Source organism: Acinetobacter sp. TSRC1-2 (assembly GCF_049895885.1).
In the GTDB taxonomy this organism is placed as follows: Bacteria; Pseudomonadota; Gammaproteobacteria; order Pseudomonadales; family Moraxellaceae; genus Acinetobacter.
In genome coordinates this window covers 78,587-92,784 of record NZ_JAFCTF010000001.1, presented here as the reverse complement: position 1 = coordinate 92,784, position 14,198 = coordinate 78,587, and the positions used below count along the sequence as shown (strand labels likewise).

General features: G+C 39.8%; 15 protein-coding genes and 1 pseudogene. 7 read left to right on the top strand and 9 right to left on the bottom strand.

What is annotated here, in order from left to right; all coding sequences use genetic code 11:
* Positions 1-4: 4 nt before the first annotated feature.
* The 5 genes from era to ACP69Y_RS00440 are packed head-to-tail and all read left to right on the top strand — an operon-like array spanning position 5 to position 3,402.
* Positions 5-1,033 (top strand): GTPase Era, encoded by a 1,029-nt coding sequence (gene era, locus ACP69Y_RS00460; protein ID WP_425915181.1) that lies wholly within the window; start codon positions 5-7, stop codon positions 1,031-1,033.
* Between the two features lie 36 nt (positions 1,034-1,069).
* Complete coding sequence (locus tag ACP69Y_RS00455) at positions 1,070-1,261, top strand: NF038104 family lipoprotein (protein WP_067725017.1); 192 nt, start codon at positions 1,070-1,072, stop codon at positions 1,259-1,261.
* Positions 1,262-1,273: 12 nt separating this feature from the next.
* On the top strand, positions 1,274-1,984 hold the full coding sequence (recO, locus tag ACP69Y_RS00450) for a DNA repair protein RecO (protein WP_425915179.1): 711 nt from the start codon (positions 1,274-1,276) through the stop codon (positions 1,982-1,984).
* 26 nt (positions 1,985-2,010) lie between these two features.
* Positions 2,011-2,736, top strand: a complete 726-nt coding sequence (gene pdxJ, locus ACP69Y_RS00445) for a pyridoxine 5'-phosphate synthase (RefSeq protein WP_425915178.1) — start codon at positions 2,011-2,013, stop codon at positions 2,734-2,736.
* A 12-nt stretch (positions 2,737-2,748) separates the two neighbouring features.
* Positions 2,749-3,402 (top strand): tRNA-(ms[2]io[6]A)-hydroxylase, encoded by a 654-nt coding sequence (locus ACP69Y_RS00440; RefSeq protein WP_425915176.1) that lies wholly within the window; start codon positions 2,749-2,751, stop codon positions 3,400-3,402.
* 153 nt (positions 3,403-3,555) lie between these two features.
* Here the strand turns inward: ACP69Y_RS00440 and lipA are convergent, their stop codons facing one another.
* A complete protein-coding gene (lipA, locus tag ACP69Y_RS00435; RefSeq protein WP_425915175.1) occupies positions 3,556-4,569 on the bottom strand; it encodes a lipoyl synthase in 1,014 nt (337 codons plus the stop codon).
* 206 nt (positions 4,570-4,775) lie between these two features.
* Here lipA and sthA point away from each other — a divergent pair, with 206 nt between their 5' ends.
* A complete protein-coding gene (sthA, locus tag ACP69Y_RS00430) occupies positions 4,776-6,191 on the top strand; it encodes a Si-specific NAD(P)(+) transhydrogenase (RefSeq protein WP_131214795.1) in 1,416 nt (471 codons plus the stop codon).
* A gap of 219 nt (positions 6,192-6,410) precedes the next feature.
* Here the strand turns inward: sthA and ACP69Y_RS00425 are convergent, their stop codons facing one another.
* The 6 genes and pseudogenes from ACP69Y_RS00425 to ACP69Y_RS00400 form a co-directional block, all read right to left on the bottom strand.
* Positions 6,411-7,112, bottom strand: coding sequence for a DUF1003 domain-containing protein (locus ACP69Y_RS00425; protein WP_425915174.1), 702 nt, complete (start codon positions 7,110-7,112; stop codon positions 6,411-6,413).
* 169 nt (positions 7,113-7,281) lie between these two features.
* Positions 7,282-7,476, bottom strand: a complete 195-nt coding sequence (locus ACP69Y_RS00420) for a pirin family protein (RefSeq protein ID WP_425915173.1) — start codon at positions 7,474-7,476, stop codon at positions 7,282-7,284.
* A gap of 178 nt (positions 7,477-7,654) precedes the next feature.
* A pseudogene (locus ACP69Y_RS00415) lies at positions 7,655-8,416 on the bottom strand (TauD/TfdA dioxygenase family protein); the annotation flags it as partial.
* A 72-nt stretch (positions 8,417-8,488) separates the two neighbouring features.
* Positions 8,489-8,623, bottom strand: coding sequence for a hypothetical protein (locus tag ACP69Y_RS00410; protein ID WP_265733074.1), 135 nt, complete (start codon positions 8,621-8,623; stop codon positions 8,489-8,491).
* The gene (locus ACP69Y_RS00405) at positions 8,616-9,830 is read right to left on the bottom strand and encodes an MFS transporter (protein WP_425915171.1); all 1,215 of its coding nucleotides are present in this window, start codon (positions 9,828-9,830) and stop codon (positions 8,616-8,618) included. Before ACP69Y_RS00405 ends, ACP69Y_RS00410 begins: the two co-directional genes overlap by 8 nt.
* A 158-nt stretch (positions 9,831-9,988) precedes the next feature.
* The gene (locus ACP69Y_RS00400) at positions 9,989-11,071 is read right to left on the bottom strand and encodes an OmpW/AlkL family protein (protein ID WP_425915169.1); all 1,083 of its coding nucleotides are present in this window, start codon (positions 11,069-11,071) and stop codon (positions 9,989-9,991) included.
* Between the two features lie 416 nt (positions 11,072-11,487).
* On the opposite strand from ACP69Y_RS00400, the gene ACP69Y_RS00395 reads away from it, so the two are divergent.
* Positions 11,488-11,667: a hypothetical protein gene (locus ACP69Y_RS00395; protein ID WP_425915167.1), complete on the top strand. Its 180-nt coding sequence runs from the start codon at positions 11,488-11,490 to the stop codon at positions 11,665-11,667.
* A gap of 65 nt (positions 11,668-11,732) precedes the next feature.
* On the opposite strand, the gene ACP69Y_RS00390 is transcribed toward ACP69Y_RS00395, so the two are convergent.
* A complete protein-coding gene (locus ACP69Y_RS00390; RefSeq protein ID WP_425915165.1) occupies positions 11,733-13,190 on the bottom strand; it encodes a diguanylate cyclase domain-containing protein in 1,458 nt (485 codons plus the stop codon).
* Positions 13,191-13,372: 182 nt separating this feature from the next.
* A complete protein-coding gene (locus ACP69Y_RS00385) occupies positions 13,373-14,161 on the bottom strand; it encodes an A1S_2505 family phage non-structural protein (RefSeq protein WP_425915163.1) in 789 nt (262 codons plus the stop codon).
* Positions 14,162-14,198: the final 37 nt, after the last annotated feature.

Sequence of the window (14,198 nt, the reverse complement as noted above, 5' to 3'; positions counted from 1 at the left end):
CTGCATGACTACACATTCTGATCACATTGATGCTGATCACGAGCCGCAAAGCAACGGCAATGACCTGGTTAATGAATTTTTCAGTTCACAAGGCACAACTATTCCTGCAGATTTTAAAAGCGGATTTGTAGCTATTGTTGGACGTCCAAACGTGGGTAAATCTACGTTAATGAACCATATTTTAGGTCAAAAACTTTCCATTACTTCACGTAAGCCACAAACCACACGTCACAAGATTGTCGGTATTGATACGCGTGAAAAATCTCAGGCGGTCTTTGTTGATACGCCAGGGATGCACAAAAAAGAAGTACGTGCCATCAATAAAATGATGAATCGTGCAGCATCTTCTGCACTACGTGATGTGAACTTGGTGTTATTTGTTGTCGATGCTCAAAAGTGGACTCAAAATGATGAGCTGGTTTTGGAAAAACTGAAAAATGCTGAAATGCCAGTAATTTTAGTGATCAACAAAATTGATACTTTTGAAAATAAGAACAGTGCTTTGCCATTGATTCAAGAACGCGCAAAATTAATGAATTTCGCAGAAATTGTTCCTGTTTCAGCTTTGCGTGCTTCAAATCTTGATCATTTGCGTGACACGATTGAAAACTATTTACCGTTCCAACCCCCATTGTATGCCTTGGATCAAATTACCGATCGTTCAGAGCGCTTCCTTGCGTCTGAAGTGATTCGTGAAAAGATCATGCGTCAGTTAGGTGAGGAATTGCCGTATGATTTAACAGTACAGATTGAATCGTTCAAGACTGAAGATGCCACTGTTCATGAAAAAACCGGTCGTCCAAAACCAGCATGTACCTATATTGATGCGACTATTTTTGTTGATCGCCAAGGCCAAAAAGCCATCGTGATTGGTGAAAAAGGCGCGAAGCTGAAAAAAATCGGTATGGATGCGCGTGCTGATATGGAAAAAATGTTTGAACAAAAGATCATGCTGACACTTTGGGTTAAAGTGAAAGGCGGTTGGTCTGATGACGAACGCGCATTGAAAAGTTTAGGTTATAGTGATATCTAAGCATTTAGATAAGTAACTCTTTTATAGGGAATAGTGATGATTAAAGTATTGGCAGTTGTAGCATGTGTTTTATTTCTGCAAGGCTGTATTCATAAACTTGTCACTGTCCCTGTAAAAGTCGCTTATAAAACCACGAAGGGCGTGGTTAAAGGCACTGCAGCCGTCGTAGGTGCCGTCATTCCGGATGGGGATGATGAAGAAACAGACTCTAAAAAGAAAAAAGATTAGACTCGATTATTCATGCGAAATGAAGAGTTGCATGGTTATTTAATCCATCATCGTAAATACCGTGAGCGCAGTCATATCGTGCATTTGTTTACGCAGGAGCATGGCCGTGTTGATGGAATTTTAAGACAAACGCCACCTCCGCAATATCAACCGATTTGCTTGCAGGCTTCTGGAAAGTCTGATCTTAAAAATTTCACTAAACTTGAAATCGTCAATCAGCCGGTTTTTTTCTTTGGTAATGCCTTCTTTTCTGGCTTCTATTTAAATGAACTTATTCTTCGTTTGTGTCCAGTTGAGGTCGAAATGCCACAAACCTTTGTGCAATATCATCAGACCTTACAACAACTGCAACAATTGGCACAGCACGAAAATCCTCATCTTTTTCTCAGACAAATTTTGCGTCAGTTTGAACATGCTTTATTAGAAGAACTGGGTTATGCACTCGACTTTAGCACTGATGCTCAGCAACATCAGATTCAAGAAACCCAACACTATTTTTTTCAGCTCAATGAGGGCTTTATCCCAACCGCACAACAGTCACGCTCAACTTTATCGGGACAGCAAATTCTGTCGATGTGTGATTATGAAAAGGGTAGGGATTTTAACCCGGAGCAGTTACAATTGTTGGCTCAACTGTATCGGCAGATGATCACTTCTCTGTTGGGAGACCGACCGCTGAAAAGCCGTCAATTGTGGGTTCAAAATACTCAATCTAAATCTTAATTTTTAATCATGGTTAGGAAACTGTTATGGCTGCATTGCTTGGTGTAAATATTGACCATGTGGCGACATTGCGACAGGCGCGCGGAACCACTTATCCAGATCCAGTCAATGCTGCATTGATTTGTGAACAAGCGGGTGCAGAAGGGATTACCTTACATTTGCGTGAAGATCGTCGTCATATTCAGGATGATGATGTGCGTCGTATGCGTCCATTGTTGAAAACGCACATGAATCTGGAAATGGCTGTGACCACTGAAATGGTTGAATTCGCCAAAGAAATCAAGCCGCATCATATTTGCTTCGTGCCAGAAAAACGTCAGGAAGTAACCACTGAAGGCGGCCTGGATGTTTTAGGACATTTTGAAGATGTCAAAGCAGCAACCCAAGCCTTAACTGCGATTGGTTGTGAAGTGTCTTTGTTCATTGATGCTGATATTGCACAAATTGATGCTGCAATTGCCTGTGGTGCACCGACCATTGAAATTCATACCGGTGCTTACGCAGATGCAAAAACAGCAGAAGCACAACAGCACGAACTTGAGCGTATTGTTAAGGGTGCAGAATATGCGGCTTCTAAAGGTTTGCTAGTCAATGCAGGACATGGTTTAAACCTTGAAAATGTCACGCCGATTGCAAAAATTCCACAAATTCATGAACTCAATATTGGTCATTCCCTTATTGCCGATGCTGTATTTGTCGGTTTAACGCAAGCGGTTCAACAAATGAAAGCTGTGATTAAAGCAGCAAGATAAGTTTTTAGAATTATGTCGTCAATAAACTATGATGATCTCATGAAGCCCGTTCTGGGCTTTTTGGGATGTGAAACACCTCAAGCATGGTTAGATGAAGCAATGAATAACCTCGAGTTACTCATGCAGGATCATGCCAATTGTGAAAAAAAAGCAGCAGGTACAGCCATGAACCTGATGTTTCGCTATACCTTTTTTACCGATTTGCAGGTTAAATTGGCACAGTTGGTGCGCGAAGAAATGCTGCACTATGAACAAGTGCTTGAACTGATGACCAAGCGTGGTCAGGAATGGCAATCGATTAGTGCCGGTCGTTATGCAGGTGGCTTGCGTAAAGAAGTAAGGACGTATGAGCCTGAAGCTTTAATCGACATTATGATTATTGGTGCTTTTGTAGAAGCACGTTCCTGTGAACGTTTCTATGCACTTGCACCATTTGTAGATGAAGATTTGGGTAAATATTACCGTTATCTTCTGAAATCTGAATCGCGGCATTTTGAGGATTATTTGGCATTGGCCTTAGATGTCGCTCAAACCTCAAAGTTAAAAAACCCTAAAGAAGATATTCAACAGCGTATTGCGCACTTTCGTGAAGTTGAAAAGAGTCTGATTTTAAGTCCAGATGAATTATTCCGCTTTCATAGTGGTGTACCGAGTAAAGCGGCTTAATCTATAGCTTTTCATCTATAATTCTTTAAAAAAATTCTCTATTTGAATAGGGGATTTTTTATATCTGATCATTTTTGAAATCTTAAAAAAATGCCAATCTAAATGGATTAGATTGGCATCACTACATCAGACTAATTTTTTATTTAAAATTAATTAAGCTTCAATGGTTTGAACTGCAATTTTTTTGGCAGGATCGGCTTTACGACGTACCGCTGGAACGGGTTCGCCATAGTATTGACGGTCGGCAAAGTAGCTTGAACGAACCATCGGTGCAGCCCAGATATTTCTGAAACCGAGTTTTTGACCATGCGCTGTATAACGTTCAAATTCTTCCGGTGTTACGAAGCGGTCAATCGGTGCATGCTGCTTGGAAGGCTGTAAATACTGACCGATGGTGATGTAATCCACATCATGTGCACGCAAATCATCAAGTAGAGCCAATACTTCTTCTTCAGTTTCACCTAGACCGACCATCAAACCACATTTGGTTGGAACGTCAGGGCAGTACTCTTTAAACATTTTAAGCAGGTCTAATGAATGCTGATAGTCAGAACCTGGACGCATGGCTTTATATAAACGTGGCACAGTTTCAATGTTGTGGTTGAATACGTCTGGCGGGCATTCCGTCATAATGCGTAACGCCACATCCATACGACCACGGAAATCTGGAACTAGAATTTCAAGTAATGTTTTCGGACTTAACTCACGTGCTTCTTTAATGCAGTCTACAAAGTGCTGAGCACCACCATCACGAAGGTCATCACGGTCAACAGAGGTAATCACTGCATATTTCAGACCAAGATTGGAAATCGTTTCTGCCATATGACGTGGTTCATCAGGATCAAGCGCATTTGGACGGCCATGTGCAACATCACAGAATGGGCAACGACGGGTACAGATATCACCCATGATCATAAAGGTTGCTGTACCGCCACCAAAACATTCTGGCAGGTTAGGACAAGCCGCCTCTTCACACACTGTATGTAGTTTTTGTGCGCGTAACGTGGTTTTAATCCGTTGAACTTCATCAGGAGCCGCCATTTTGACGCGAATCCAGTCCGGTTTGCGTGGCGTTTCAACCGTAGGAATAACTTTTACAGGAATACGAGCGACCTTCTCTGCGCCACGAAGTTTGACACCCTGTTCTGGTTTACGGTTTTCAGACATATTCAACTTTTCCACTGTTTTTGACGGGGGAGGTATTAGCCATAATAGCGCTTTTATTATAACGGACTTGAATCTAAATGGGGTAAAAAGCATATTCATTTAATAAATGTAGTCATCATTTAATATATGTGAGGTAAATACAGCAAATTGCTACCAATTACGTCATAATATAGTGAAGATAGACTAGGATTAAATAGGAGCGTTGAATGCCACGTAAGAAAGAGGTCGTTAGTGGAACTTTCGTCAAGTACGATGCGGTAGTTCTCGGTTCAGGCCCTGCGGGTGAAGGCGCGGCAATGAAACTTGCCAAATCTGGCAAGCGTGTTGCAATTGTTGATATACGTGAGCAGTTAGGTGGTAACTGTACGCATGTAGGAACCATTCCAAGTAAAGCATTACGTCAAACGGTATCGAGCATTTTACGTTACCAGCGTGACCCGATGTTCCAGAAAGTGGGCGACTGGAAACAGTTCACCATGAAACAGGTATTGCGTAATGCCCATAAAGTCATTCAGCAACAGGTTGAAACCCACTCTCGTTTTTACGATCGCAATAAAATTGATATTTATCATGGTCGTGCATACATTCAAGATAAAAATACCGCACTGATTTTCAGTGATGATGGGATTAAAGAAACCATTATTTTTCAACAGCTGGTGATTGCGACAGGTTCGCGTCCATACCGCCCAGCGGCGCTTGATTTTAATCATCCACGTGTATTTGATTCAGACAAAATTTTGGAGCTGGATTTTTCAATCCAAAAAATTATCATTTATGGTGCCGGTGTTATTGGCTGTGAATATGCATCGATCTTTATTGGTCTGGACCATAAAGTTGATTTGATCAATACACAGCATAAGTTACTCAGCTACTTGGATGATGAAATTTCTGATGCGCTGTCTTACCGTTTACGTGAGCAGGGTGTATTGATTCGTCACAATGAACAACTGGATCATCTTGAAACATTTGATGATCACGTGGTCATGCATTTGCAAAGTGGTAAGAAAATTAAAGCCGATGCCATTTTATGGTGTAACGGCCGTTCGGGTAATACCGATGGCCTAGGTCTTGAAAATGTAGGGATTAAGCCAAACAGTCGTGGTCAATTGACGGTGAATGATCAGTACCAGACAGAAGTGGAAAATATCTACGCTGCCGGTGATGTGATTGGCTGGCCATCGCTTGCTTCTGCTGCTTATGACCAAGGTCGTTGCGCCGGTTCAAACATGAGCGGTGAAGAAAATGTTAAACCGGTAAAGGATATTCCGACAGGTATTTATACCATTCCGGAAATTTCATCAATTGGTAAGACGGAACAACAATTGACTGAAGAAAAGATTCCTTATGAAGTGGGTCAGGCATCTTTCCGTCATTTGGCTCGTGCGCAAATTACGGGCGACACTGTGGGCGAGTTGAAGATTCTATTCCACCGTGACACTCTGGAAGTTTTAGGGGTGCACTGTTTTGGTAATAATGCTTCGGAAATTATTCACATTGGTCAGGCAGTCATGAACAGTGGTAACAACACGATTAAATATTTTGTTGAAACGACATTTAACTATCCGACCATGGCGGAAGCCTACCGTGTAGCAACATTGAATGGTATGAACCGTTTGTTCTAAGCCTGATTTAATCCCAAGATTGAAAACCCGTAAGTGAGCTTGCGGGTTTTTTTATAGAAAATATAAAGCGAAATTTTGATAATTATAAAATGAACCTTCTGAATTAGAATTTATCCACTCTGTTTAACATTTCTACTCAATTGTATGGTTTGCAATAACCCACTGGAAAATTAATTTGACCCAATTTCTTGGGGGTTAAATGACAATAGGCATAAATTTTTAATGCTTTTTGCTCATCTCAGATAATAAATCGAGCTGTATTTCTTGTATTTGGGCCAGCCTATCCCACTGATGCATCAACAGATGATCTAATTTTTCATGCAAATGTTGAATTTCAAGTTCGGCTTTTAAGTTAATTTGATAATCATTTTGTGAACGCACTCTATCTTTTGCTTCCTGTCTATTTTGGCTCATCATAATCACCGGTGCCTGAATAGCCGCTATGCAGGACAGGATTAAATTTAACAGGATAAAAGGATAAGGATCAGCAGGACGTGAGACCATAACCACGGTATTCACAATAATCCAAATGGCTAAAAAAATAGCAAAACAAATCAGAAAAGACCAGCTTCCGCCAAAAGACGCAATTTTATCTGCCAGTTTTTCGCCAAAAGTCCAGTTTTGATCTAGCTTGGTTTCAACATTTTTTGTGATAAGTTCCTGCTGTCGCATACTGTTAATTACTTCATACTCAAGATCAGTCACTTCACCTCTTTCGGACTTTAATAATGAATGAACATACTGAATTCGATACTTGGTTAAATCTGCCTGACAAATATAACTATGAGGTGACCATTCTGGAAAATCCTGTGAAATCTCTTCGGTAATGACTTTGCGTACTGTACCCATCGGGATAAGACTTTTTAACGGAAAATGTTTTCCACAAACCATACATATATAACATTCATTTTTTTCATTCATGACTGTTCCCTTTTATAATAATCCGGAATTATTGAATAGATATTTTTGACTGTATTTTAACCGGTTTTGGGGTTTTCACTGTCTATATTATTAATTTTCTATACAGCAAATGTTAGATTCAGTAAGTTTCTTAGAATGTGGTTTAGTCATTTTATGGCAATGGGTAAATTCATTTAAAGCTGGACCATATCCAGTGCATCTCGGGTTGGGGGAAATCTTTGGGATGAGATTCTTTATGTAAAATGTCTTTACCGGCAGTCATCCATTGCATTCTATTTTTACTATAATTGCCTTTAGAATCGTGATGCTCTGACTCACTATCATGAATAATGATTACAGTCTCAAAACTACGATATGGATGCATAATCAAGTAACCGGACCAGGGCAGTTAGCTATAGTGTAAAGTCTGCTGGAATATTGAATTGAACGATTTATATAGTTAGACGTGCAGAATAAAAAATTTGAACATCTTGAATCTTAGTTATTGTTATTTCAAGATGTTCAAAACTGGGTGTTTTTTATTATTTTTATTTACATACTTTTTAGAAAGGACGACCTCCTGCAAGACTGCTGCGTTTGAGTAAACGGCGTTGGTCGGAAGGAAAAGGGCGCCGTGAATGTAAGGTGACCTGATTGTCCCAGAATACGATATCTCCTTCTTCCCATTGATGTTCATAGCGGAATTCAGGTTTCAAGATATGTTCACGTAATGAAGCGATTAATTCACTTCCAGCTTGATCATCATAATTCACCAATTCCACTTCACTTCGTGTATTCAGCCAAAGCGCTTTGCGACCACTTTCCGGATGTGTGCGTACTAATGGATGCGGATAAGCGTGCCCAATAATCGGTTGATCTTTAAAACGATATAAAGGACTTGTGCCATAGCCATTGTTATCATTGTCTTTAAAGTGTTGTCGACGGGCAAAGGGGTTGTAGGTAATCAATTGCAACTCATCAATATGTTTTTGAGTATCCTGGTCTAAAGCCTCATAAGCTTTAATGGTATTAAACCATGAGGTTTGACCGCCATCTTCTGGAAGTTCAATGGCATAGAGTAATGAACCGATAGAAGGTTGTGGCGTCCATTGATGATCCGCATGCGGCGAAAGTTCCCCATGGCCGGTGTAATCACCTTGACCAACGGCATTAGATACAGGAACGACATCGGGTGGAGTGCCCGTATCTGATTGCGTTGCCAGTACAGGATTATCTGCACTTGGACGGAAAATAGAGCCAAAATAACTGGCAAACGCCAAATATTGAAAATCATCTGAAATTACAATAAAAATTATTAAATGAATGATTATTAAACTTTTAATATAAACAGCAAAATAAATCGGTTTTTTTGCTGTTTAAGTGCTGCTTTTTAAACATTAATGTGGACAGAATGCTTGATTGAAATATTCAAACAGTTGTGGGGTTTTGAACCACAATAGAATGGCTAAACTGAGTAATCCAATCACTGCCAAAGCAATCATGGTTTTTAATCCAAGTAGAGAATCAGTCATGAATCACAGCCTCCTCATTGACGAAGAAATGAACCAGTACACCCACCAGACTGAGCACGATCGAAAACGTCCAGACCATATTGTAGTTGCCTGTCATGTCGTGATTGACACCACCGAGCCATCCGCCAAAAAATGAACCGACTTGATGGGTAAAAAATACCAGACCACTCAGCATGGAGAGATATTTCACTCCGAACATATTCGCCACAATACCATTGGTGAGTGGTACGGTAGAGAGCCATAGTAGTCCCATAATCACACCAAAGCCATAAATTGTCCATGTGCTTAAAGGCAGCGCCAAAAAGCTAATAATGGCTATTCCACGTAGGCCATATAACCCCATTAATAATCGAGGCTTGGAATATTTTCCACCCAGCCAGCCTGCACTATAGGTTCCGACAATATTAAATAAACCGACTAAAGCCAGGAAAATGGTGCCAGTGGTGGCATTAAAACCATGATCAATCAGATAGCCGGGTAAATGAATCCCAATAAACACCACTTGGAAACCACAGACAAAAAAGCCCAAAGCCAAGAACCAAAACGGGGTATGATTTTTGGCAATTACCAATATTTTTTTAAAGCTTAAAGCAGGTTTAGTGGCAAGGTTGGATGCATTAGAAGCCACATACATTGGGGCTTTTAACATCCAGGCCAACGGAATAATCAGTGCAATGAAAAGGGCACTCACCACCAAGGCTGCTGACCAACCAATGTTCTGTAAAAGTAAGAGGGTAGAAGGCAACATAATAAATTGCCCAAAAGAACCTGCAGCACTGGCAATCCCCATCGCAAGGCTACGCTTTTCAGGATGTGCGGCACGTCCTACAGCGGAAAGTAATATCGGGAAAGATGTCGCAGATAGGGCCAGACCTAAGATTAAACCCACGCTTAAATTTAGCATTAAACCTGTGGAGCTGACTGCCATGAGCAATAAACCTATGCTGTATAAAGCACCCCCTACAGCCACCACAATTTTACTGCCATATTTATCTGCAAAAGCCCCGGTGATGGGTTGTACTGCACCCCAGATTAAGTTCTGCATGGCAATAGCCAGACTAAAGACATTATGTCCCCAACCAAACTCATGACTCATGGGCACAAGATATAAACCAAAGGCATGACGCACACCGAGGGATAACGCCAGAATCAGCGCACTTCCAATTAACATGTAAATAAGAGGTTTGGAAAAACGTGTGTCTGACATAATTCATCCCTGAGGCAATTGCAATTGTCGCTATGGTATTCGATTTTGAAAAGGGAAACGATTCAATAAAACTTAAACAAACGATAAAATTAAGTTATAGAAAATTTTATAAAATCAAAAAAAAGACGACATAAAGCCGTCATTTTTTCAATGAGAGATTAGAAGCGAATACCTACACCCGCATATGCCAATATTGGGTTGATTTCAATATCGGCTTTAGATCGGATTAGTTCACCGTGGGTCGCATCTGTCACGGTAATCGTGGTTTCATTTTTCATATGCGCATACGAGACTGAACCGACCGCAAACCACTTGTCATTAAAGTCATAGGTGAAACCAAGCGTTGCAATAGGTGCAATGGCATCGGTTGCTTTCAGATCCACTTGAGGGTTGGCTTTACTTTTTTTGCCTTCCAACGAAGCACCTGCATTACCTTCTTTAATATTGGCAATCATATGACCAGCGGCAATCAGGTCCTGTTCAGTACGTGGGTTAATTTCCAGTTCATTAAAATAAGCGTACATAACCCCTAAACCGACATAAGGGCGGAATTTATTGACACCTGTTTTCCCAAAGTGATATTGGAATTCAAAAGCAGGCGTCCAGGCACGTGCTGTGGCGGCAGCGCGATGTGCTTCCAAATCTGTAATAAAAATATCGTTTTGCAAATCAATATTGAGGAATTCTAAAGGTAAATTACCAATTTGTGGTGTGGCTACAGCAGAGAAAGGTGCATAAATTTTGCCTTTACCCCGTAAGTCTACTTTAGGGGGAATACCGGCTTTCATTTCAAAAGAAACGTTATCGGTAAAGAAGTAGTTGGTCATGATACCCAGCGTAGTGACATCATCTGCTTCAAGTCCCGTTCCTTGGGCTTCCCAACTCTCTAAACTATTAATTTTAGAAGAGCCACTGAGTCCACTGTCTAACTCGCCACCAGTAAAAAACCCCAGCACTTTTAATGCCGCTGCAAGACCCTTTTGATCAACATTGGGGTTGAGATTATTTAATACAGTATCGACTTGAATATCGCCATTTTTGGAAACTTCAGCATCTTTAACAGCCGTATTAATTTGGAACGGTTGGGCTTTACCTTGCGGCATAACATGTAGCGCACCGACAGAAATAGAAAAGCGTTTAAAGCCATCTCCGTCTTGTAAACTAAAATACGGTGAATCGGCATAGCTTATGGCAGGAACCACAGCAAGAGACGACATAATACAAAGTAACGACTTGTTCATTCAGGGACTCCATGTCCATTTTACGTTTATAAGTTTTTTTCTGGTTTCGATTATATGGTTGATAAATCATCTAATTGTTACTAAAAAATATAAGTCTGGTTGTATTCATGTAAATAATTAGATGATTTTTTTCAATAAGATAGCAAGATTATCTATTGGTAATAGAAATATTTTTGCAAAATTAATTAGTTTTAAATATAGTTAAATGTTGGATAGTTAAGAAAATATTCTTCTATTTTTAGAATATTTTGGACGTTTTAATAATCAGATTATCGTTATATAAAGTCATTGCCAATACAGTCAGCATGCTTGTTTGAATCTGAAAAAGCAGAACATTAAACTGTTTAAAAAATCCGATCTCGCACTTGCGGGCATTTTTCCGTACAATATGTCTCAGAAATCCTTGAGTGAATCACATGAGCACCCAAAATACTCCCAAGAAAAAACCGTTGGTTAATTTGCCTTTCCCGATTAAAAAAGAGAATGCGCAAAATGCCGATGAAGTGTTAGAAGAACTGCGCCCACGTCCACAGCGCTATGCTGATCGTACATGGATGCCACCTCGCGGTACGCGCCGTTCAATGGGAAAGCGTTAAGCTTTCAAATAAAAAAGCCATGGTTTTGCCATGGCTTTTTTATTTAGGTACTACACTTTGCATAATTAAATATCATTAAGCGTTGGTTTTCTTCTATTGTGCTTAAGGTAATAATTTCTTTTGTTCTGATACATGGCCATGTCAGCACGTTTTAGCATATCTTCCATACTTTCCCCATCTTGGTTGGTGGCAGAGCCAATAGACAAGAGAATGGGTTGGCTGGAGTAAAATTGGTTATCTACTAATAAAAGTTCTTCTAGGCTTTGCAAGCAATTCTGTAGTGCTGCCTCATCGGCACCGGGTAAAAGTACTACAAATTCATCGCCACCAATCCGACATGCAGAATAAGGGGTTTGTTGAACCAATTGATTTAATACGTTGCCTATACGCTGCAATACACTATCGCCCGCATCATGCCCTAAACTATCATTTATTACTTTTAAACTATTCATATCCATAAAAATACAAGAAACAGGACGTTGTCTATTACGTTGTAAGCAGTTTATTTCAGTTGTATAAAAAGAACGGTTATAGAGTTTGGTCAAGACATCATGTTTACCTAAATATTCAAGATATTTTTCCGCTTTTTTACGTGCAGTGATATCTGTGAGGGCAACCTGAACCATGCCCCAATTATCAAGGTAATCGGGGAATACGGTAAATTGCAGAAGGACGTGACGGATGCTGCCGTCAAGGGCATAATTCACGGCTTCACGTTGGTGATGAATATTGCCATTCCACAGTTCAATTAATTGCTCTCGAAAGGTTTGAATCATTTCCTGAGCAAAAAGTTTATGCAGGTTTTTAAATAAAACGTCTTTGGTTGGGGCACCAAATAACTCCAGTGTTGCCTGATTGACATCAATCATCACAATATCTTTGATGCATTCATTGATGAAATCACCATGAACATCCAAAAAAGTACTGAAGTCTTCAATCCCTAAATCCCGTAATTGATCTAATTTAATTTTGATCCGGCTGAAATCTTCCACCCAAAGTGAGGTCGGTGAATAAATAAAACGGGCTTCGGCGAGATGTCGGCTTTTTTCTTCAAGACGGCAGGCTTCAATATAAGGCGTAATGTTTTCGGTGGTAATTAATAGTAACGATAAATCATGTTCATGATGCGGCAGGACAATACCTTTAAGCTGAATATCCAGACGCTCTCCAGTCAGGGTGTAGTTCACTGCAGAATTGGAAAAATGAGTTTCGCCATTCCACAAAGCAAGCAGTTCCTTGACATGGGTTTTGCTCATATCTTCTTTAAAAATTAAATCAAGATTTTGATGCAAATGTTCAAAGTCTTTGGCTTGATACAGTTCAAGGGTTTTAGAGTTTACTTTTAATAATTTTATTTTTCTTGCACATTCAAGAATACGGGATTCATCTTGTTGTAGAAAATCCAACAAATCTTGAACACCCTGGTCGCGCCAGAGATCAAATTGTTTTTTGACTTCACTAAAGTCTTCTAGCCACATGGCAATGGGAGACAGTTCAAAAAAGGGAGAATCCGACATTTCCATTTAAGAAGCTCAGCATATTTATTTAAATTTAAGACTGCAGTATAAAGATAAAAAAATGATTTTAAAATAACGTGATAGGTAAATAATATTTTTGCTTAATGGTGGTTATATCACTAACTACAATTCAGCAGAGCTAAAAAAAGCCAATTCAGAAATTGGCTTTTCAAAAAGAAATATCAAAATTAACGACTTTTTTTACGTGCTTTATTTTCCGGTTTGGGTGCAGGAATTTCCCGTTCGCCTAGCCAAACATCTATAAAATCTTTTTCATTGATATTATATAATTCGAGTAAAGCCAAAATAACGCCACCGAACAGCATTGGACCTTCAGCGTTACTTTGCCATTCAAATATTTTCCCGTTTAAGACATGCAAAATATCTGAAACTTCAAAACTACGATCACGGCCATTACTATCGGTTGGGTAAATTTCTGTATTTAAAATAATTCTTGCAGCACTTTTTTCACTTTCTGATAAATCTAGGTGGGTAATAACGTCATCATCACGGGTTGAAAAAATTACTTCATCGGTAAAAACTGTTCTTAGGAAATGACGGGTCAGTTTGGGTAAGGCTCTTTCTACAAAAGGCCGGAATGAACTTGGGAAAATCACATTATGTGAAATACCTTTAAACATTGGTGCAATTTCTTCGGTTTTATAGCCCGCAATCCCACAGCCAATTGAAGTAATAAAATACTTGGTTTTGGGATGGTTTTTAGTATAAACCTTGAAATCATCAATATAGTGCTGAATTTGCGACAAAGGCATTTGTTGTAAATGCTCATTCATGGTTGGAATGGCATAGCTTTGACCTGACCAACCGCGACCGACACCTGTGATCGCACCAAAGTGCTCAAGCGCAGTGCGTGCAGCTCCACCTGCATGCTGTCCTGCCATATTACTGCCAAAAACAAATACAGTGTCTTCAGGCAAACTTTTTACAATATTTTCATCGTGATAGTGATATGACATAAGCGAATACAATCGTGATGGTCTTTCATTCATGTTG